The following is a 22592-nucleotide window of genomic DNA, read 5'->3' on the forward strand; positions in this document are numbered from 1 at the left end:
ATTGGGAAATAGGTTCTATCTTTGTTGAGCAATATTAGAGAGTGATATAATATTGTTAATTCCATATAGGAGAGGATCGCGACGGGAGAAGCCTCGAGTGGACCAATCAATCGTCCTCTGTATCTATATAATCGAACATGAACCATAACTTGCACATATCGGAGAGGTGCCGTTCATATGGATAACAAGCTGAACTGGGCTGGGAACTATCGTTACAATTCATCGGAGCTGCTCGAACCGGCAAGTCTGGAGGAGGTTCGCGACATGATCGCACGCAGCAGTCGAATACGGGCACTCGGCTCACGCCACTCCTTCAACGGGATCGCCGATACCGACGGCAGCCAGCTATCGCTGCGCAAGCTCAATCAGGTTATCGAGCTCGACCGGGAACAGGGAACGGTTACCGTCGAAGGCGGCATCCGGTACGGGGAGCTGTGCCGGCACCTCAACGATCAAGGCTATGCGCTGCATAATCTGGCGTCGCTGCCGCACATCAGCGTGGCCGGCGCCGTCGCGACCGCCACGCACGGCTCCGGCGATCGGAACGCAGGGTTGGCAGATGCCGTTCATACCATTGAGTTGGTGAAGGCGAACGGAGAAGTTGTAGTCCTCACGCGCGGGACGGACATCGAGTTCGAAGGAGCGGTCGTCGGACTCGGCGCTCTGGGCGTCGTCACGAAGCTGAAGCTGAACGTGGTGCCATCATACCCAATATGCCAGACCGTCTATGACCAGCTTCCCCTGTCGGCGCTGGACGGCAACTTTGAAGAGATCTTCTCGGCGGCCTACAGCGTCAGTTTGTTCACGGATTGGACGAGCTCCGTGTTCAACCAAGCGTGGGTGAAGCGGAAGGTGAGCGGCGATGGAGCGGACGGTCCCGCACCATTATCGTCCGACTTCTTCGGGGCGTCGCAGGCTTCAATGAAGCGGCATCCGGTGCCCGGCCAGTCCGCGGTCAACTGCAGCGAGCAGTCGGGCGTTCCCGGTCCATGGTACGAGCGGCTGCCTCACTTCCGCATGGACTTCACGCCAAGTGCGGGACATGAGCTGCAGAGCGAATATTTCGTGCCGAGACGGCATGCGCTCGAGGCGCTTCGCGCGCTTGATACGATGCGAGAGCGAATCGCGCCGCTGCTCTTCATCTCGGAGGTGCGCACGATTGCCGCGGACGAATTCTGGATGAGCCCATGCTATAGGCAGGACAGCGTAGGGCTGCACTTCACGTGGAAGCCGGAGTGGGAGCGCGTGCGCGAGCTGCTTCCGCTGATCGAACGGGAGCTGGAGCCGTTCGGAGCGCGCCCGCACTGGGCGAAGCTGTTCACGATGGAGCCGGGCAAGGTGCAGGCGCAATGTGAACGGCTGCCGGACTTCCGCCAGCTGCTGCTTCGTTACGATCCAGAGGGGAAGTTCCGGAACTCGTTCATGGACACATACATTATGGGGCAGTAAGACGCCGGACTGATAAGAGGAGCGTTGCCGATGGGCGATATTCGAACGAAGCGAATCTATGAGCCATACGAAGAGACGGACGGACGGCGGATTCTAGTCGATCGGCTGTGGCCGAGAGGCGTATCCAAGGAGGCAGCGAAGCTGACGCTCTGGATGAAGGAGATCGCGCCGAGTCCGGAATTGCGCCAATGGTTCTGCCACGTTCCGGAGCGATTCGACTCATTTAATCAGCATTACCAGGCCGAGCTGGATGGCGGTTCCGCTCAGCCGTATGTGCGGCAATTGCTGGAGTGGTCCGAGCAGGGAAGGGTCACGCTTCTGTATGCAGCCAAGGACGAGCAATGCAACCATGCGATTGTGCTGAAGCAATATTTGGAACGGGTGCAACTGTCAGAATAGTTCACCAACAAGCCAAATGATGAGGAGGGACTTGACATGGAAGAACGATTGGAGAATCCCCGCTTGCGGGGATGCAGGCAGGAAGGCGCGGCAGTTCGATTCGACGAGGAAGGCGGCGGTCTATTCTATCGCTTGAACGGCAAGCTGCTGGAAGGGTATTCGTATCTCCTGGCGGATGTGGAGAACAAGGAAGACTATGCCGTATGCCTGAATATCGGGTTCTGGGAGGATCAGGAGGACAAGAACTGCGACTTGTTCATTGCGGTAGGGGTTCTGCCCCGGCTGAAGACGACCGTCTGCGTGCCCCTGTCCTATTTGAATGGACAAACGCTGTTCGGTCCTCGCCGGCCCGGCATTCTGAAGACCGTTGTGAAGGGCAACCGCATCAACCCTGAGCGCCTAACGGCCGTTGCCATCGCTCTGCCTCCCTCCCATAGCCAAACAGCTCTAGTCGTGAGCAATGTCCGTCTCTCCACGGAGGAGCCGGAGATGGATATGGACTTGACCGCGCTCGTGGATAATTTAGGACAGTACGCGGGGAAGGATTGGCCGGGGAAGACGGCAAGTCCGGAGGCCAGCATCCGCTACCTCCTGTCGCTGAGGGAGGAAGCCAGGCAGTTTTTGACCCGTCATGAGGACAGCTTCTTCGGAGCGCGGGACATCCAGTTCGAGGCTACCGGTTATTTCCGTCTGGAGCGCGAGGGAGAGCGGCATTGGCTTGTCACGCCTGACGGCCGCGGCTTCTTCAGCAGCGGGATGGACTGTGTCCGTCCCCATTCGCCTGGCCCTTGGGACCATGAGGGGAACGATCGGGACTTTCCGGTCGAAAATGTAAAGCGAGCTTTCGGCGATGAATGGAACGAAGCCTGGAGCGAGATCACCAAGTACCGCCTGATCCAATGGGGGATCAATACGGTTGCCGCATGGAGCGATCACGACTTCGCCCGCAGCTCGAAGATCCCGTACGTGGCGATGCTGAACCATTTTCCAACCACAACCGCTTCTATCTACCGGGACTTCCCGGATGTATTCTCGCAGGAATACGAGGAACGTTCTCGTGAATACGCCCGCCAACTGGAGGAGTACCGGGACGACCCGTGGCTGATCGGCTACTTCATGTCCAATGAGCCGAATTGGGCTTTCGTGGATCGCTTGAATCTGGGCTATGAGCTGCTGAGGAATCCGGGAGAGCTGGCTTCCAAGAAGAAGCTGACCGAATTCCTGCAGGCGCGGTATCCCAATCTAGCGGAGCTAAACCGCAGTTGGGGGACGACAGCGGGCGAATACGAGGATCTGTTCAAGCTGGGGGACTTCCCGGCGATATCCGATGCGGGCATGGCTGATCTGGAGGCGTTCTCCCGAGCGCTGATCAAGGAATACATTCGAGTCCCAGCTCAGGCGCTGAAGCAGGCGGATCCTCACCATCTCAACTTGGGTATTCGCTACGCTTATATCTCAAGCCCGGACTTATATAGCGGAAGCGAGTATTTCGATATTTTCTCCATCAACTGCTATGAGAAGACGTGCAATAAAGCGGTGGAAGAGGTGTATTCCCACGTGCGAATGCCGGTAATGGTGGGAGAATTCCACTTCGGCGCTATCGATCGAGGGTTGCCGGCCACCGGTATCCGAGGCGCCAGGGATCAGGCGAACCGGGGCAAGGCGATCCGCCGCTACATCGAGGAAGCGGCCGCGCAGCCGTACTGCCTGGGCGTTCATTACTTCCAGTTGAACGACCAGCCCTTCCTCGGCCGGTTCGACGGCGAGAATTATAACATCGGTCTGGTTGATGTCTGCAATCGGGAATATCCGGAGGTCGCAGCACCTTTGGCGGAAGCCAACAAGCGGCTCTATTCGCTTCGGCGGGGTATCGAGAAGCCCGTCTCGGAGCCGGTCGATTATATTCCAGCCATCTTCTATTGAGAATGGAGGCTCCATATGCAGCATCATAGCTTTCCGCCAACTCCCCCGATGGGGTGGAACAGCTGGGATTGTTACGGCGCAGCCGTGACGGAGTCCGAGGTCCGCGGGAACGCGGCTTATATGGCAGAGCATCTGAAGGAGTATGGGTGGGAATATGTCGTGGTCGACATCCAATGGTATGAGCCGGGCGCGGTCTCGTCGCAATATCGGCCGTTCGTCCGGCTGGAGATCGACTCTTATTCTCGTCTTGTGCCGGCGGTGAACCGCTTCCCTTCCGCGGCCGGCGGCCAAGGGTTCAAGCCTCTGGCTGATTATGTGCATGGGCTTGGGCTGAAGTTCGGAATCCATATCATGCGCGGCATTCCCCGGCAGGCCGTTCATGACAATGCGGCGATCAAGGGCATGAACGTTACGGCGCGTGAGATCGCGCATTCGAATTCGATCTGCCCGTGGAACACCGACATGTACGGGGTAGACGCTTCCAAGGACGGCGCGCAAGCGTACTATGATTCGCAATTCGAACTATATGCCGAGTGGGGAGTCGACTTCGTCAAGGTTGACGACATCGCGGCATCTAGGCTGTATGGAACGCACCTGGAAGAGATCGAGCTGATCCGGAAGGCGATCGACCGCTGCGGGCGGCCGATGGTGCTAAGTCTGTCGCCGGGGCCGGCTCCGATCGAGCTTGCCGAACGCTTCGAGGCGAACGCCAACATGTGGCGAATGACGGACGACTTCTGGGATCTGTGGCCGCTGCTGCTCGACATGTTCGACCGCTGCGAGAGATGGGAAGGCCGCCCACGGCCTGGCTGCTGGCCGGATTGCGATATGCTCCCGCTCGGCCATATCGGCATTCGCTCCGTTGATGGAGGCGGCTCCGACAGATGGACGCGGTTCACGCGGGACGAACAGCTGACCATGATGACGCTGTGGTCGATCTTCCGCTCGCCGCTGATGTTCGGCGGAGAGCTGCGAGATAATGATGCGTGGACGCTGTCGCTGCTCACCAACCGCGAGGTGCTGCATATGCACCGCTCGAGCTTCGGCGCCCGTCAAGCGCTTCGCGAAGGCCCGCGCATCGTCTGGACGGCCGAAGGGCCGGACGGGGAACGGTACGCCGCCTTATTCAATACCGGCGAAGAGCCTGTTGTCGTATCCGTATCGCTGGCTGAGTTGGGGATGAACGGCTCTGCTGCGCAAGGCAAGGAGCTGTGGAGCGGCCGCGAGACCGGCTTGTTGGAAGGCGAACTCTCCGCGGAGGTTCAGCCGCATGGAGCCGCTCTCTTCAGGCTAGAAGGATAGCATCGGCTAATCGTCTACAAGGTTTGCCCGCTATCTACCGTAATGATCTGTCCTGTCATTGCTTCTTGTTCCAATGCCGCGCAGATCAATTGAGCAATGTCGTCAGGGGATGCTATTCTCTGCAGAAGCAGGCTGGGCGCGAGCAACTTCATTCGCTCTTCTTGTCCAGCCCACCATCTGGTTGCGACGGCCCCGGGCACCACGCAATTAACGCTAATCTCCGGCGCTAATGCGTGGGCCAAGGATCTTGTAAGGCCGTGAACGGCAGCTTTGGATACGGCATATGGAAGCGAGGAGCCCACGCCTGTCTGTCCGGCAATGCTGCCTACGTTCACGATCGCTCCCTGTCCGCTCTGCTTCATGAAGGGGGCGACGGCTCGCGCGCAGAAGAACATCCCTTTGACATTAACGGCGAATAGCTCATCCCACACTTCCTCCACAGCCAGATCAAGGTCGTCCATCGGTATATGGCTGGTGATGCTGGCATTGTTGACAAGCAGATCTACGGTGCCATACAGCTGCGCAGCAGCCTGAACCATAGCGCGAACTTCATCATCCTGCGACACATCCGCACGTATGGCAGTGGCTTGCCCACCACCGTTAACGATCAGTTGAACGGTCTCTTCCGCGTCCGTTCGAGAGCGAGAATAGTTGACGATTACCGTTGCTCCTCTCTTCGCCAGCAATAGGCTGGTTGCCCTGCCAATTCCCGTTCCGCCTCCCGTAACAAGCGCAACTTTGTTTTTAAGTTCCATCTCTCATCCACCCTTCATTTCTCTTTTGCACAGACCTATTGTAGTCGGTTTTTACAATTATGTATAATTAAACTATTTGAAGGGAGCGTTCATAAAAAATGATAGGGGGGGCGGGGAGAGAATGAATCCTTTGGATCATCAACTCAACCATTATGGACTGATTGATCGATATAGCCTCAAAGGGATCAGAACATTAATCAATGGGCTTCATAATTACAGCTTCCCGCTCTATTGGGGATTACTAGAACCGCGCATCTTCGATGAATAGTGAAAGAAAGTTGTTCGTTGTCCCCATACTCCCCCTAGGATTCTACTAATACAATTCAGAGTAGAGTGCGCCTGGGGGAGTGAAGCAGCAATGAGTATAGATAATCAGACATTTGTCGTGAATGGAAACACCGCCTTCATTAGCCGAGTCGATCAGACATCGGCTATTCGTCATGTATGGGACATGCTGCTGAGAGATCATGCGTCGGTCTTCGGGCAGGCTCCTAGTTCAGCGCCTTCCGCGGGGCGTACGTCGGTTATTGTCCGATACGCGGAGCCGAGCGACAACTGCCCGTCCTGGCCGGAGGCATTCTGCTTCCGCTATGATCGCGCTGAAGACGGCCTTCGTCTGCATATTGTCGCCAGGGACGAACTGGGTCTCATGTACGGCATGCTTCATTACAGCCGATATATGCTGGGCGTCGATCCGTTCTGGTTCTGGGCGGATCTGCCGCCCAAGCGGCGGGACATCATCGAGTTCCCGGCGGAAGACTTCGATTCGACTCAGCCGAAGGTTCGCTACCGAGGCTGGTTCGTCAATGACGAAGTCTGCTTGATCGGCTGGAAGGATGAATATCCGCCGACCCGAGAGGTGTGGCTGCCGGTGTTTGAGGCGCTGCTGCGCTGTGGGGGCAATATGGTTATTCCGGGCACCGACCTGCCCAAGACGGGCGTTCATGCCAAGCTGGCCGCGGAGATGGGATTATGGCTTACGCATCACCATGCCGAGCCGCTCGGCGCCGAGATGTTCCTGCGCGCATATCCGGGCAAGAACGCCAGCTACAAGGAGCATCCCGATCTCTTCGAACGGCTGTGGCGGGAGGCGATCGAGAAGCAGAAGAACGACCGCATCGTATGGGTGCTCTCCTTCCGCGGGCAGGGAGATAAACCGTTCTGGGAGAACGATCCGGAGTTCGATACGCCAGCCCGCCGCGGCTCGCTGATCTCTAAGGTCGTCCGCAAGCAGTACAACATGATCCGGGAATCGGTAGCTAACCCGGTCTGCTGCATGGCCATGTATGGCGAGATTGCCGAGTTGTACAGGGACGGCTACATCGAAGTGCCGGACGGCGTCATTAAAGTTTGGGCCGACAACGGCTACGGCAAGATGGTCTCTCGCCGCCACGGCAATCTGAATCTGCGCGCGCCGGCGCTGCCGCCGAAGGGTGACACGGGCAGGAACGGCATCTATTATCATGTGACGTTCCACGATCTGCAGGCGTCCAACCACCTGACATTATTCCCGTCTCCTCCGGAGCTGATCGCTGAAGAGATCGGAGCGGCATTCGAGGCGGGTGCATCGGAATATGTGCTGCTTAATTGCGGCAACATTCGCCCCCACCTGTCTACGCTGGATCTCGTGGCCGAGCTATGGCAGAGAGGCTCTGCGGATCCGGCGCTCCATCTGGCCGATTACGCCGGCAGAATGTTCCTGCAACAGGAAGCCGGGGCGATCGCTGCCCTGTTCCGGCGCTATGCCGAGTGCACGATCAAGTACGGCCCGAATCCGGACGACCGGGCAGGCGAAGAGTTCTACCACCACCCGGCTCGGCAGATCGTCGGGCACTGGCTGCAGGGCCGAATCGCCAAGACGGACGAGCGGCTGCTATGGGCAACGGGAGACCGCCCGTTCCTTGAACAAGTGCGTTGGTTCGAGCAGAGAGGAGCGGAAGCGATTGCCCCTTGGGAGGAGTTGGAACGAAGCACCTTAGCTGTGATGGCGCGTCTGCCCGAATGGGCTGGAAGGAGACTGGCGGATCAACTGCTGCTTCCTATACGGCTTCACTTGTCCGGCAGCCGGGGACTGAAGGCGCTGGGCCGAGCATTTGAAGCCTACACGGAGGGACGCTTCGCGCTCGCCTTCGTTCATGCCTCCGAAGCCGTCTGGCGGTACCAGGAAGGACAAGCGGCGCTGCGGGAGGCGGAGCATGGCAAGTGGGAACGCTTCTTCCGGGCCGACTGGCTGACCAATATCGCCAATACGATCGACCATATGGACACGCTGCGACGCTTCCTGCGCATGCACGGCGATAGTCCGGATATGTTCTTATGGTACAAGGAGTACCTCATGCCGGAGACGGAGAAGCACATTTATCTCGAGAATACGCATCGTAATCCGCTGTCTGATGATCGGCTGGCAACGATGCTGCGTGAATTGTTCGAGCGGGAGACGCCTCGCTTGTTTGTTTGATACTGAAAGAAATACATTCATTGCTCATCTTATCGGCGGTATCCCGCGCTTGTATACTGTTAATAGATCGATATTGGAATAGAGAGACAGGAGTGGGCAACATGTCAAAACCGGCGTACCGTAGAAAACGATGGGATTCGCCTGTCGCGGGCTATTTGTTCCTGTCGCCGTGGCTGATTGGATTCCTCCTTCTAACGTTGGGGCCGATCTGCATGTCATTTTACTATTCGTTGACTGATTATTCGCTCCTGGCAGCTCCCCATTGGACTGGCTGGGCCAACTATCACCGAATCTTCATGGAAGATGACACCTTTCCCAAGACGTTAAAGATTACGTTCGTATTCGTGCTTCTAACCGTTCCGCTGCGGCTCGTCTTCGCGCTATTGATCGCGATGCTGCTGAACCGCAACGTCAAGGGAATGTCCTTCTATCGGACGATGGTCTACTTCCCTTCCCTGATCGGAACGAGCATCGCAGTGTCGATTCTGTGGAAGAACATCTTCGGCCGCAACGGCTTTATCAACGACGTATTAGGCTTCTTCGGAATTGAAGGCAAATCGTGGATCTCCGATCCGCATTACGCGCTGTACACGCTGATCTTGATGATGGTCTGGCAATTCGGTTCCTCGATGATCATCTTCTTGGCTGGACTCAAGCAGATCTCCAGAGATCTGTACGAAGCTTCTTCCGTTGACGGAGCGGGCAAGGTCAGGCAGTTCATTACCATCACGCTGCCGCTGCTGTCCCCGATCATTCTATTTAATACCGTGCAGACTACGATCAACTCGTTCCAGATGTTCACGCAGGCGTTCGTCGTCACGAACGGCGGACCTGTTCATTCAACCTACGTTTACGTCATGTACTTGTACGAGACAGCCTTCACGAAGTATCAGATGGGCTACGCCTCCGCGCTGGCTTGGGTGCTTCTCGTCATGATCGGACTGGTGACGGCTCTGCTGTTCTGGTCTTCCCGTTACTGGGTCTTCTACGAATCGCAAGGAGGGAGACGATAATGCCAGCGAAGCGCCTCGTCAATCATACGATTCTGCTGCTGATCAGCCTGCTCATGATGTATCCGGTATTCTGGTGGCTTGGAGCATCGCTTAAGAGCAATGCCGATATGAGCTCGGCTGCCTTATTCTCCAAGACGCTGCATTGGAGCAACTTCTCTGAAGGCTGGAACGCGGTGCCTAATTACAGCTTCACGCACTTCTATGCCAACACATTCGAACTGATTATCGGCGTGCTGTTCACAAGTATTGTCTCCTGCAGCTTGGTCGCCTTCGCCTTCGCTCGTCTAGACTTTCCGCTGCGCAATGTCTGGTTCGGCATTATGCTGGTGACGCTCATGCTGCCGACGCAGGTGACCATCGTGCCGCAGTACGTCATGTTCAACAAGCTGCATTGGGTTAACACGTATCTGCCGTTCTATATTCCGCACCTGTTGGCAGGCGGGATCGGAGGGCCGTTCTTCATCTATCTCATGGTCCAATTCATCCGCTCGGTGCCGAAGGAATTGGACGAATCGGCCAAGATGGACGGATGCTCGTGGTTCGGCATTTACTGGCGGATCATGCTGCCTCTGATCAAGCCGGCGCTCGTCACGGTAGGCATCTACTGCTTCCTGTGGAACTGGGACGACTTCTTCGGTCAGATGCTGTACATTAACTCAGTCGGCAAATATACGATTAACCTGGCGCTCAAGCTCTTCATTGATTCGCAAGGCTCTGTTCCATGGGGGCAGCTGCTGGCCATGTCGCTTCTCTCGATCGTGCCAGCCGTCGTCATCTTCTTCCTGGCACAGCGGCATTTTGTCGAAGGAATTGCCGCCGGAGCGCTAAAAGGGTAGAATAAATCGAAATTAGTGTTTTAAGCTGCGGATATTTTCGCAGCTTTCTTTGCATGACGGGGGAGATCAACATGTTACGCAACCCATTCAAATCGCTGCGGATCGACTTTGTCTTCTTTTTCGGCTTTGCGTTTATTGTTGCCCTGCTAGTCGGTCTGTTCGTGTACACCAGCTACACGAGCAGCTCCCGAGAGGTTGCTTCAAGCACCTCCTTCTATCAACAGAAGCTGCTGAACGAGCTGAACAAGAAGCTGAACACGAATCTAGTCAGCATCGAACAGAGCTCGATCACCGCATCCAAGAATTTCGATATCGTCATCTCCCGAATGCCCGGAGACGATTCCTACGACCGGGTTCGCGCGCAGGCGGAGATTCGCTCCCAGCTGAACAATTACGTATTCGGCACGCCGATCTTGCAGTCGATTCATGTCTATTCCAATCTTCCGGCGAGCTACAGCGTTCAGGAATACGTGCAGTTCCTATCCATGGACCAGATTCCGAAGGAGAGTTGGTACCCGGATATCGAGAAGACGGATTACGCTTGGCTAAGCGAGCATTCGATCAAGACCAACAGCGGAGATACGCCGGTCATCAGCTTCGCTCGCAAAGTATACAACAATCTCAACCAGTATTACGCCCTAATCGTGCTCAACATTAAAGTTCCCGTCTTCCAATCGCTGATCAAGGCGGATGACACAGATGCTAGTGTCGCCCTGCTGGATGAGACGGGCAAGCTGATTACCCAGACGTCTAACAGTTCGTTCACACAGGCTTATCTGGACAGCATGATGGCGAAGATCGCGGCGCAGCCGAGCGGTTCGGACCGCAGGGGGGACGAGTTCCTCGTCTGGTCTAAGTCGATGGATTCGAAGTGGACGCTGCTCGAACGTTCCTCCTGGAAGGACATGACGAGAAGCAGCATGGAGACGACTCGGCTGTTCCTTCTGCTGGGACTGCTCGCGATCTTGATGATTATTCTGCTCGGCATGTTCCTGGCTCGCCAATTTATAAAGCCGATCGGCCTGCTGCTGAAGGCGATGAATCAATTCCCTAATCATAAAGGCGTCGTGCTCCCGGATGATTACAAGAATGAATTCGGCCGTCTGTTCCAAGGCTATCACAAGCTGACCGGAAGAATCGAAGAGCTGTACGCCAATCTGGAAGTGCAATACGAGCGCAGGCGACATGCGGAGCTCAAAAGTCTGCAGATGATGATAAACCCTCATTTTCTATACAACTCGCTAGATCAGGTCAACTGGGTCGCTATCGAAGAAGGCCAATCCCGCATCAGTAGAATGCTGTCTCTGCTCGGACAGATGTTCCGCCTTGCGCTCACGAATACAGACAGTCTCGTACCGGTCAGCGAAGAGGTTGCGCATATCGAATGCTATCTTCAGTTCCAACAGATTCGATGGGAAGATGACCTTGTCTACCAGGTTGACTTGACGGAAGAAGCCAGAAGGCTGCTCATGCCCAAGATTATTTTGCAGCCGTTCATTGAGAACGCTTTCGTTCACGGCTTCCATGGCAAACGATCGGCGAGGCTCGTCGTGACGATTCGCCCCGCCGGGAACCAGTTGGAGATAATTATTGCAGACGATGGACGCCGCATCGGGCTGAGTCATATGGCGCCTAAGGATACCAAGAGCGGCGGAGGTTACGGGCTTCGCAATGTCCAAGAGCGGATCGATGCGCTGTTCGGGCCGGCGTACGGCTTCGAATTGTCCGATTCGAATATGGGGGGCACGCAAGCCGTCATTCGTCTGCCGATCATCCTGGAAAGCCCGCACACCTAAGGAGGACATGCTGATGTGGAAAATTGCCATAGTGGACGATGATTTTCAAGTGCTGCGCGGCCTTCGCAGGGCGATTCCGTGGGAAGAGCTGGAGGCGGAGTTCGTCGGCGATGCGATCAACGGAGAAGAGGGCATTCGGTTAATTGAAGCCGCCAATCCGGATATCATCATCACGGATATTTACATGCCTCATATGAGCGGCATCGAGATGATCGAGCAACTGAGGAGGAATCACTTTCCTGGGCGGTTCATCATTCTAAGCGGCTATAACGACTTCGAATTCGCCCGTACCGCCATTCGGCTTGGCGTCGAGGATTATTTGACGAAGCCAGGCACGGTTGAGCAGATCCGCGATGTGCTGACGAATACGATTGCCAAGCTGGAAGCGTCCTATCTGCAAAATATTGAACAGAATGAGCTCGCCAGCCGCAACGAGTCGCTTGATGGGATGACGAGTGAGGAATGGCTGGCGGCTGTCGTCTCCGGACAGCCGATGGTAACCGATCTTCCCGGTTCGAAGAAGGCGTGGAACGACAAGAGCCATCAGGTCATTGTGCTCGAAGCGGTTCGTACCGAACGGCTTCGGGGCGTATCCATCGCCGATTGGAACTTGTTCCAGTTCGCTATCGCCAATATTGCGATTGAGATTATGGGACAGGAAGGGTTCGACGCGGACTTCGTGTGGCTGTTCGGGAATTACGCGGCTATTATCATGCACGAAGATCTGAAGATTCCTCATGAGACTGCTAGAACGCAAGCAGATGCATTGGGAAGATTGTTAGTGGAGAGCATTCGCAAATACATTGGCTTGGAGCTGCGATATGGCCTTGGCGATGTCCGCTCCAGCTGGCAGGATATCAAATTATCAGCCGATCAAGCGCTTCAATCGCTATTTGCCATGGCGGAAGCCGAGGAGAATCCCGCTGCCAGCACGCCAGGCAAGCCGGCCGCTGTCGCCTCGGCAGGTTCCGCTATGGGCAATTCGGGCAATCCGAAGCATAAGAAGGCCGTGGACTTCATGATTCGATATATCCATGAGCACTATGCAGAGGATCTGACGCTGGAGGAATTCGCCAAGCAGCTGTATATTTCGAAGAACTATTTAAACCAATTGTTCAAAAAGGTGACTGGCGAGACGCTCACCAACTACATTATTCGGGTACGCATCGAGAAGGCGAAGTCGCTGCTGTTCGAGGGCAACCATCTGATCTATGAGGTCGCCGAGATGGTCGGATATCAGAATGTTCCTTACTTCACCACCCTGTTCAAGAAGTACTGCGGGGTTACTCCCAGCGAATTGACCCGCCGTCAGATCAAACAGTAGTGGATTGTGAAAGTTTTGCGTTCAGTGCTCATCTATACTGTCATAGAGCCCGATGCTAGTATGATCATGCAAGCAAAATCTAGTAGGGGGTATACAGCAATGGCATTCGTAGCTAGAAAGTGGTCTGTGGCATTAGCATTAACGATGCTCGCCGGCGTAATGGCGGCATGCGGCAGCAATTCGAACGATGGTAATGGCGCCTCCAGCGCTTCTCCTTCGTCTCCTGCTTCCTCTTCCGCATCGTCTTCCGCATCGCCCGCCGCTTCATCTTCCGAACCGGTGAAGCTGACAATCGCCTGGTGGGGCTCGCAGGAGCGCCATGACGCGACACAGAAGGCACTTGAGCAGTATACAGCGCTTCATCCGAACGTTACCTTCGAGACACAGTTCTCTGGATGGGACGGCTACTTCGACAAGCTGGCTGTGCAATACTCCGCAGGGAGCGCGCCCGATATCATCCAGATGGACGCAGCTTACGTGAACGACTATGTCGGCCGCGGCCTGCTGGCAGACATCGGAAGCATCAATACCGCCGACGTCGATCCGTCCTTGATCGCATCCGGCAAGGTGAACGGAACGTTGTACGCGATGCCGCTCGGCGTAGCCGCGCTCGGCATGGTATACGATAAGACCGTCGTAGACAAATTGGGCCTGACGCCTCCGAGCTTCGAATGGACTTGGGACGATTACTTCGCCTTCGGCGAAGCTGCTAAAGCCAAGCTTGGCAAGGATAAATACGTGTTCGAAGACCAATCGGCTGACTTGGTCGACTACACGGCTTACCAATACAGCATGGGCAAAGGTTATATCTACAACGATCAAGGCAAGCTGGCCATCGACAAGGACACTTGGCTCCAATACATGACGAAGATGAGCGAGCTCCGTGACAAAGGCATTCTGACGCCGGCCGACCTCACCGCGACGGATAAGGAGCTCGACCCGCAGCTTGATAACGTTGTCAATGGCAACGCGATTGCACGACATCTGTTCTCCAACCAAGTAGGCGCTATCGATGCGCTTAAGCCAGACACCTACGGTTATGCGGCATTGCCGAAAGGCACGGAAGCCGGCGGCTGGCTGAAGCCGGGCATGTTCTGGAGCGTCAACGCTCAATCCAAGCATACCGAAGAAGCTAAGGCCTTCATCGATTGGTTCATCAACGACGTGGATGCAGGCAAGACGCTGGGGTTGACCCGCGGTACGCCGGTATCGAGCAAGGTTGTTGAAGCTTTGACACCGAACTTCAGCGAAGCGGATAAGACGAGCATCGACTTCATTAACAAAGTGGCTCCGGACGCTCAGCAATTCATTAATGATCCGCAAGGCTGGGGCAACTTCAAGAACGAATACAAGACGATCGTCGAAGAGATTCAGTTCGGCCAGACGACGCCGGAGCAGGCGTACGACAAGCTGATGAAGAAAGCCGCGGAATTCGAAGCGGCAGCAGCCCAGTAAAACCTCATAAAGAGTAACACCAGTGCAGGCGACAATCAGATGCTGATTTGTCGCCTGCTTTGCTTATCAAGGAGGTGATTCTATAGATAAAGCCATAATCTTAATGTCGTCTGGTGTAACCGCTTTCTAATCTTGATTTAGAGCGAGGAGGAGAATGATGGAGATCAAGAAATGGGGAATTGCCGTACTTGCATCCGTATTCGTAGTACCGGTTCTCTTGTTCGGAGGCGATCAATCTGCACAGGCAGCGGATACGCCGCCCAATCCAATTGACAAGCCAGGATGGGTACTGACGAAGAATGATGAGTTTAACGGTTCTACGTTGGATACCAACTTATGGGTGCCCCGATATCTGGGATTCCGAACGTCAACCGATCGAGGCAATGCTGAATACACATTCCGCGATGGCAGCCTAGTCCTGCAGGTGAATAGCAACACGCCTAATTATTTCGCCAGCGGAGATCAAATGAAAGTCTCCAGCATCCAAACCGCACAAGGAGATTTCCATCAAGCATCTTATGTCAAAGATCATAACGAGCCGTATGTTAGCCATTTCTCTCAGAAGTACGGCTATTTCGAGATCCGGGCCAAAGGCCAATCGGATCGGTCGGGACATGCCGCATTCTGGATGAATACGGATGATCCCAGCATTTATCAACAGTCTTCCAGAAATACTACGGAACAGCTGGAGATCGATATATTCGAGAACTTTAGACGAGACCAGTATCGATTCAACCTCTACAACCCTGCCAATTCCGGAGTTGGCAATACTAATGGCGGAACCTATGCGTTCGACTTCTCGGAGGACTACCATATCTATGCGATGGAGTGGTCCCCCGAATACGTAAGATATTATGTAGATAATCAACTGGTTAAACAACTGGATGGAACCAATGTCGTAGACAAGCCGATGTTCGTCTATTTATCTCTTTACGTTAATACCTGGGGAGGAGACTCTTCGCCAACTTATCCTGCTGAATTCGCCATCGATTACTTCAGAGCCTATCAGAAAGCCGAGTCGGCAGATGGGGTTATCTACCAAGCGGAAGATTTGCCGACGACTTTATCTTCTGGCGTATCGAAGGAGACGTGGAACGATGGAGCGAGCGGCGGGGGATGGGTGAAGATTCTCTCCGATTCCACGGGCGACTACGTTGACTTTACGGCGAATGTCCCTTCCTCAGGCGAGTATAATGTCATTACCGGTTACCGAAGCGCAACGACCAGAGGCACCGCCCAGTTATCCATCAACGGGCAAGATCACGGCTCGCCAATCGATATGTATGGTTCCACGGCCGTATTCAAGGAAGCATCGACGACTGTTAATTTCGGTTCTGCCGGCAACAAGACATTCCGATACCGAGTTACGGGCAAAAATTCGAGCAGCACGGGTTATCAGCTTGGGATCGATTATATTAAACTTGTTCCAGCAAACAATGGCATTGTAAACGGCGCTACTTACAAAATTAAAAATTTGGCCACCGGCAAGTATTTGGACAGCGGCTCCGATGGTTTGGTCGAACTCGCTTCGAACACGATCTATGACGACCAAGATTGGATCGTAACCCAAGATTCATCTGGCTATTGGACGATTAAGAATGCCAGAACGGGACGTTATTATTTAGATACCGATAGCACGAACAATAGGGTCATCTGGAATTCGGGCGAGATTATCAACGATTCCTTATGGAGTCTTGAATCGGCCTCAGGCGGCTTCCGCGTGAAGAATAAATATTCAGGGAGAGCCTATATGTATGGTAACACTGCCAATGAAGTGAAGTGGAATACGGGATCTGCGGATTCAAACACGATCTGGGTGTTCGAGAAGAAATAGTGTAATTGCGATAAAGACCTGGGGCTATTGCTGCCCCAGGTTTTACTTTTTTTGCCCGCAGCTGAACTGGAAGATTTCACCTGTGGGTGATCGCGTTACCATATGAGATAATGGAACGCGAATATACATATAGAGGGGAGCCTATGATACTTTCTCACCCTATTATCGCTCTGAGGTGACGCTGTGTATCGCCAATAAGGCTGCGGCGGTTGGCACCTATCGGGTCATTATCTGGGAATGTCGGCGGTCCTGGTTCGGCATGCCGATGAAGTGGAGCCTTCCGGGGAGCAAGATTGCGGGCTATTGGATGAACCGCTCCTACGAGCAGGCGGCGTCAGAATTGGAGGCTCGAATCCGCGCCTTCCTTCACCTACCCGTCTAACGCTTCGAGCGACACTCGCGACCGACCAGGCTGCGAGTTTTTTTCTTTCCGTAGACCCATTTACGATATCTGTATATGTGCTATCATAGTAAATATTGCCTAATAATTGACTAGTTTCAAGCCCAATAGTCCTATTATTTCGAACCCGTCATAGGGGGTTGAAGAATTGAGAAAGCTGCACATTGAGTCAGCCTATAATTAAACGCAAGGTCGTCCTTCCGGACCTCGGAAGAGCATATCAGAAGGTATTCGGGGATATTATCTCCGATTTGACGCCAGCCAAAGATTTGATGTTTAATCTAGCCAGCATGAACGTGAAGGATGAATATCTGTTCCAGCATGCCGTCGATGTAGCGGTCCTCTCGGGAATCGTCGGGATCGCGAAAGGCTATAACCGGAATCAATTAACCGAACTGGGCGTTGGAGCTCTTCTCTGCGACATCGAAATGACGACGGTAGCAGATGATTTATGGAAGCGAGAAGGCTCGTTAACGCTGGAACAGAAAGATCTTATCCAGAAGCATACTATTGAAGGCTTCGAGATCTTGCGCAAGCAGCACGACATCTCGCTGCTATCCGCTCATTGCGCTCTGCAGCATCATGAGAGATTCGACGGCTCCGGGTATCCCCGGGGTCTCCGCGGCAAGGAGATTCATGAATATGCCCAGATCGCAGCGATTGCTGATGTATACTGCGCGCTGACGTCTGCCAGGGCCTATCTCTTCGCCAATGGGAATCAGTGGTTCGACGTGAATCTGATCAAGATTTTCTGCAACCATATCGCTGTATTTCCAGTGGCTGCCACCGTATTGTTGAACACGGGGCAGGTGGGCGTCGTATCCTCGGTGAATCCAGACGCATCGCACAGGCCATTCGTACGGATTGTTAAGGAATCCAATGGCGAGCCGCCGGCAGCCGCTTATGAGATCGATCTTCGGAAGCAAATGAACCTCACGATCGTCAAGGAACTCTAATTCACAACGAGAGAGAAGGAGCAGGATGGAAGAATGCCCAGAATCTTAAAACCGATCTTAGCCGTTCCCTTTACATTACTCTTCATATTCGCTTTAGCCATCCTCCCTCACTTGTTCCAGCTGAACGGAGGCGGCGGTCTCCATCTGGATTGGTCCGGCAGCATGTCCAGCGTGAAGGATTACTTCGCCGGCATCGGAACGGGAGAGTCGTTCCGATTCATCTCGGGAAGGAAGGAGCTGTCCTTCTGGGAGCAGATCGGCGGTTACTTCCGCACCTCATTGTTCTACATTGCAATCGGAGCGCTTGCGGGGACGACCATCGGCATCTTGGTCGGCATCTACTTCTCGCTGTCACGCGCGGCCTGGCTTAAGCGTGGAGTTGACCTGGCGGCTTCGATACCCGACTTCGTCCTCATTATCTTGCTGCAATCGCTAGTGATCTTCGTGGGCAAGAGTACGGGCGTGTTCGTCTTTAAGTTCGCCAGCATCTCTTCCAAGGATCCCGCGATTGCGCTGCCCTTGATCTCCTCGATTATTATACCAGCCAGCTACATGATCCGAAGCGTGGCGCTGCAGATGAAGCTGACGATGACGGAGGATTATATTAATGTGGCGAAGTCTCGCGGATTCAGCAAGCCGCACATCGTGTTCTTCCACGCGCTGCCCAATGTTCTTCCGTTTATCAAGACGGATATCAACAAGCTGTTAGGCATTCTGATCGGCAATATGTTCATCGTGGAATTCCTCTATAACTTGCGGGGCGTCACGAAGCTGCTGTTCACGGACACCTTCTCCAATAATGGGTATCAGTACGCGCTTGCCGTTAACGGGCTGCTTGCGCTGGTTATCGTCTACACGGTGGTATACGTTCTGCTAAGAATCTATCTATGGGGATGGGAGAAGGTGTTCAGCCGATGAACAAGACTTTAGCGATTGGACTTGCGATAACGGCGATACTGTTCGCGGCGGCTCTGTTCGGCCAATGGCTCGCCCCTTATGATCTGCACCATCAATTGAAGATCGACTACATTCTGGATGACTCGGGCAAAGGTTATCTGATCGCGCCGCCTAGCCCGCCGGGATCCGATTATCCGCTAGGTACCGACAAGGATGGCTACGACTTATTGACCAAGCTTCTGAATGGAGCCAGGTATACCGTCCTCCTCTCAATCGGCATTGCCTTGGCCCGAATCTTCATCGGCGGCTCACTGGGCATGTTCATGGGTTATTACGGGAAGCAAACCGTGAAGCCCGCTTCAGGATCCTCCTCGTGGAATATGCTGAACGGAATTCCGGTATTCATCATCTCCTGGTTCGTGCTGCGAGGCATCACCACTAATTCAAGCCTCTCGCCGCTGTCGCTATCGCTACTCACTGGTGTGGTGCTTACCGCTGTCGGAATTCCCTCCGTCGTCTCTTCGGTGAAGGGGAAGACTCAGGTCATTCGTGACAGGCAGTTCGTCCAAGCGGCCCAATCGCTTGGAGCGGGGCATTGGAAGATCGTGCGCTCCCATCTGTTCCCTCATCTGAAGGAGAACCTGCTCGTTCTGATCGTCCAAGAAGTCATTCTGGTGCTGGCGTTGTTCGGGCAGCTCGGGATCTTCAATATCTTCGTCGGCGGCACGACAATGTACTTCGATATGCTCGAGTATCACAGCCGCACGAACGAATGGGGCGGACTGATCGCGCAATGGAGAGATCTTAAGGGCATCTATCCGTGGATCTTCTACTATCCGCTCGCCGCTTATATTCTGCTGATCATGGGGCTTCACTTCATTGCCCATGGCCTCGAAGCGATGTACAAGAAGAGATACGCGAAGTTCTCTCATTTATAAAGCTGCGAATCAGGCCTGTGATCCGGCCTGATTTTTTTGCGTGTACGCTTAAAGATGCCGCACCTCTCTCTGCAAAATGCAGCGGTTCGGACACGCCCAGACATGATATGATTAAATATCAGACTCTCTCGACAAGGGGCGAACGGAACATTGGGCAAATGGAGGCACAGCATCTTACCGTTCTAAGTGCCATTCTGATCTGCCTGGCGGTCTTGGTCCTCATGGGGGCATGGTTCTCCCGGCGGCTCAGGCGCCGCCCCGGGTCCGGTTAACTTCCGCATCCGCAACCAGACAGCAGACGGGAGATATACGCTGAACTATCGATCGACAGACCATGCAGGCAATGCGGAGGCGATTCAATCCATCCCGTTCAAGCTGGATACGACCGCGCCCACAATATCGGTGGCAGGTCTAGTTTACGGCGCGTTCGAGGATTCCTCGGATCTAACGCCAATTGTGCAATTGGAAGATGTTGGTTCCGGTATCGATCATACGCGAACAATCCTCACGCTGGATGGGACCAGCCTGGAGCTCGGCGCGGCCATACCGCTGTATGCGCTGCCTCTCGGTTCGCATACGCTTATCGTGACAACTAGCGATATGGCGGGGAATACGAGCAGCCGGACGATTCTGTTCGAGACGCAGACCGGCATCCCCTCGCTGAAGGCGTTGATCGATCGCTTCCGCAATGCGGGATGGATCGACAACAACGGCATAGCCAACAGCTTGCGAAGCAAATTGAAGGCGAATCAATTGGCTGCTTTCGTCCATGAGGTCGAAGCTCAAAGAGGCAAGCACATTGCCGATCAGGCTGCCGATTACTTGCTTCGGGACGCTGAATTCTTGTTGTCTAACTAATGGATTAATATATAATTAATGGTATAACCGAAGCCGGCACCAGAAGCTGATTTCTGTGCCGGCTTCACGATTATCTGTGGCAGGTGGAGAATAATTGCAACAACGACAATCCTTTCGAATTGCGGACCGATTCTATTTAAATGATCAACCGATTCAAATCATTTCGGGCGCCATTCATTATTTCCGGGTCGTGCCGGAATATTGGAGGGACCGTCTGGAGAAGCTCAAAGCTCTTGGCTGCAATGCCGTAGAGACATATGTGCCATGGAATCTGCACGAACCGAGGGAAGGCCGGTACCAATTCACCGGTATGCTCGATTTGAGGAAGTTCGTTCGGACCGCAGGGGAATTGGGCTTGTATGTGATCTTAAGGCCTTCCCCTTATATTTGCGCCGAATGGGAATTCGGCGGACTTCCATATTGGCTTCTCAAGCATTCCGGCATGAAGCTCCGCTTTAGCGGCAATCCCTTCCTGGATTATGCGGACCGATATTTCGCGCGCTTATTCCAAGAAGTGAACGATCTGCAGATCACCTGCGGCGGACCGATTCTATTGATGCAAGTGGAGAATGAGTACGGAGCGTACAGCAACGATAAGGCTTACCTGTATGCTATAGCCGAGATGATGAGGACGCACGGCGTAACCGTACCTCTGGTTACTTCCGATGGGCCTTGGCATGATTATCTGGATAATGGTTCGATTCCGGATACCGCGTTGCCTACCATTAACTGCGGGTCCAACATCAAGGAACATTTTGCGAAGCTGAGAAGCCTTCATGGAGAAGCCAAACCGCTGATGGTGATGGAGTTCTGGATCGGATGGTTCGATGCATGGGGAGACAAGGAGCACCATACGCGCGATGCCGCCGGCTCGGCGGCGGAGCTGGCCGATATTCTGGAGGAAGGCAGCGTCAACATCTATATGTTCCACGGAGGAACCAACTTCGGTTTTACGAGCGGCGCCAATTATTACGAGCGGCTTGCGCCGGACACCACTTCCTACGATTACGACGCGCTTCTGACGGAATCCGGCGACATTACGCCCAAATACAAGGCCTTCCAGGAAGTCATCGCCCGATATGCCGAGCTTCCGCAAGTCGAATTATCGACGGTGATCCGCAAGCGCGCCTATGGAGAGATAGCGGTGAAGAAGCAGGTGTCCCTCTTCGCCGTGCTTGATCAGCTGGCTAGACCGACGGAATCGCCCTATCCGCTTCCGATGGAAGATTTAGATCAGCCTTCGGGTTACATAGTGTATATGACGGATCTAGGCAAGAGCAGGCGAATAGATGATTTCCGGCTCATTCAATGCGCCGACCGGGCCAACGTGTATCTGAATCGCAAGCACTTGTTCACCAAATACGATCTGGAGATGGAAGGCAAAGAAGCATTCGATCTAACGGAACCGGAGAACGAGCTGGCGATCCTAGTCGAGAATATGGGGCGGGTCAATTACTCGGTCAAGATGAACAATCAACACAAAGGCGTCAAAGGCGGAGTCATCGTCAACGGCGCGTTCCACAGCGGTTGGAAGCATTATGCCCTGCCGCTCGACAATCTGGAGCAATTGGATTTCTCCCGAGGGTATGCCGAGGGTACGCCGGCTTTTTACTTATTCGAGCTGGAAGTGGACGAACCGGCCGATACTTTTCTCGATTTTACCGACTGGGGGAAAGGAGCCGCTTTCGTGAACGGCTTTAATCTGGGCCGATTCTGGGAGATTGGGCCGCAGCGCAGGCTGTACGTTCCCGCCCCTTTGTTAAGGCCGGGCGTTAATCGGATTATCATGTTCGAGACGGAAGGAAGAACAAGCGGCACGATACGATTCGAGGCTTCGGCCTTATAACCTACTCAACGATAGTGACGATATTCTACTGACAAGGAGCTGCCTTAGCGATAGGGCAGCTTCATTCGTTCTCCAAATCATGGAGTTTTAGTGTATAATTTACCCAATGATGTATCAATTTATTTAATTCACTTAAATATTAAAGCGCTTTCA

Annotated in this window: 17 protein-coding genes; 16 read left to right on the forward strand and 1 reads right to left on the reverse strand. The window is 54.1% G+C overall.

Annotated features, from left to right (window positions below):
* The first annotated feature begins 177 nt into the window (after positions 1-177).
* From H4Q31_RS06040 to H4Q31_RS06055, 4 genes are read left to right on the forward strand one after another with little or no spacing between them, the layout of a single operon-like run.
* Positions 178-1449, forward strand: a complete 1272-nt coding sequence (locus tag H4Q31_RS06040) for an FAD-binding protein (protein WP_185178176.1) — start codon at positions 178-180, stop codon at positions 1447-1449.
* A 30-nt stretch (positions 1450-1479) separates the two neighbouring features.
* On the forward strand, positions 1480-1848 hold the full coding sequence (locus H4Q31_RS06045) for a DUF488 domain-containing protein (RefSeq protein ID WP_185178177.1): 369 nt from the start codon (positions 1480-1482) through the stop codon (positions 1846-1848).
* Positions 1849-1884: 36 nt separating this feature from the next.
* Positions 1885-3771, forward strand: coding sequence for a beta-galactosidase (locus tag H4Q31_RS06050; RefSeq protein ID WP_185178178.1), 1887 nt, complete (start codon positions 1885-1887; stop codon positions 3769-3771).
* 15 nt (positions 3772-3786) lie between these two features.
* Positions 3787-5073 (forward strand): glycoside hydrolase family 27 protein, encoded by a 1287-nt coding sequence (locus H4Q31_RS06055; RefSeq protein ID WP_185178179.1) that lies wholly within the window; start codon positions 3787-3789, stop codon positions 5071-5073.
* Between the two features lie 14 nt (positions 5074-5087).
* On the opposite strand, the gene H4Q31_RS06060 is transcribed toward H4Q31_RS06055, so the two are convergent.
* Positions 5088-5828, reverse strand: coding sequence for an SDR family NAD(P)-dependent oxidoreductase (locus H4Q31_RS06060; RefSeq protein ID WP_185178180.1), 741 nt, complete (start codon positions 5826-5828; stop codon positions 5088-5090).
* Between the two features lie 358 nt (positions 5829-6186).
* On the opposite strand from H4Q31_RS06060, the gene H4Q31_RS06065 reads away from it, so the two are divergent.
* The 12 genes from H4Q31_RS06065 (at position 6187) to H4Q31_RS06120 (ending at position 22439) form a co-directional block, all read left to right on the forward strand.
* A complete protein-coding gene (locus H4Q31_RS06065; RefSeq protein ID WP_185178181.1) occupies positions 6187-8286 on the forward strand; it encodes a glycosyl hydrolase 115 family protein in 2100 nt (699 codons plus the stop codon).
* A 101-nt stretch (positions 8287-8387) separates the two neighbouring features.
* Positions 8388-9299, forward strand: coding sequence for a carbohydrate ABC transporter permease (locus tag H4Q31_RS06070; RefSeq protein WP_185178182.1), 912 nt, complete (start codon positions 8388-8390; stop codon positions 9297-9299).
* On the forward strand, positions 9299-10135 hold the full coding sequence (locus H4Q31_RS06075) for a carbohydrate ABC transporter permease (RefSeq protein ID WP_185178183.1): 837 nt from the start codon (positions 9299-9301) through the stop codon (positions 10133-10135). Before H4Q31_RS06070 ends, H4Q31_RS06075 begins: the two co-directional genes overlap by 1 nt.
* 71 nt (positions 10136-10206) lie before the next feature.
* Entirely contained in the window at positions 10207-11931 is a 1725-nt protein-coding gene (locus H4Q31_RS06080) for a cache domain-containing sensor histidine kinase (protein WP_185178184.1), read from the forward strand.
* A gap of 13 nt (positions 11932-11944) precedes the next feature.
* Entirely contained in the window at positions 11945-13255 is a 1311-nt protein-coding gene (locus H4Q31_RS06085; RefSeq protein WP_185178185.1) for a response regulator transcription factor, read from the forward strand.
* A gap of 99 nt (positions 13256-13354) precedes the next feature.
* Positions 13355-14710, forward strand: coding sequence for an ABC transporter substrate-binding protein (locus tag H4Q31_RS06090; protein WP_185178186.1), 1356 nt, complete (start codon positions 13355-13357; stop codon positions 14708-14710).
* Positions 14711-14867: 157 nt separating this feature from the next.
* The gene (locus tag H4Q31_RS06095) at positions 14868-16544 is read left to right on the forward strand and encodes a family 16 glycosylhydrolase (RefSeq protein WP_185178187.1); all 1677 of its coding nucleotides are present in this window, start codon (positions 14868-14870) and stop codon (positions 16542-16544) included.
* A gap of 564 nt (positions 16545-17108) precedes the next feature.
* Positions 17109-17900 carry an HD-GYP domain-containing protein gene (locus H4Q31_RS06100; protein WP_245347314.1) on the forward strand — a complete coding sequence of 264 codons (792 nt, stop codon included), beginning with the start codon at positions 17109-17111 and terminating at the stop codon, positions 17898-17900.
* 33 nt (positions 17901-17933) lie between these two features.
* Positions 17934-18818 (forward strand): ABC transporter permease subunit, encoded by an 885-nt coding sequence (locus H4Q31_RS06105; RefSeq protein WP_185178188.1) that lies wholly within the window; start codon positions 17934-17936, stop codon positions 18816-18818.
* Positions 18815-19735, forward strand: coding sequence for an ABC transporter permease (locus H4Q31_RS06110; RefSeq protein ID WP_185178189.1), 921 nt, complete (start codon positions 18815-18817; stop codon positions 19733-19735). The genes H4Q31_RS06105 and H4Q31_RS06110 overlap by 4 nt, the downstream gene beginning before the upstream one ends.
* Before the next feature lie 456 nt (positions 19736-20191).
* A complete protein-coding gene (locus H4Q31_RS06115; protein ID WP_185178190.1) occupies positions 20192-20593 on the forward strand; it encodes a hypothetical protein in 402 nt (133 codons plus the stop codon).
* 94 nt (positions 20594-20687) lie between these two features.
* Positions 20688-22439 carry a glycoside hydrolase family 35 protein gene (locus H4Q31_RS06120; protein WP_185178191.1) on the forward strand — a complete coding sequence of 584 codons (1752 nt, stop codon included), beginning with the start codon at positions 20688-20690 and terminating at the stop codon, positions 22437-22439.
* Positions 22440-22592: the final 153 nt, after the last annotated feature.

It is taken from the genome of Cohnella lubricantis (assembly GCF_014212015.1).
Classification (GTDB): domain Bacteria; phylum Bacillota; class Bacilli; order Paenibacillales; family Paenibacillaceae; genus Cohnella; species Cohnella lubricantis.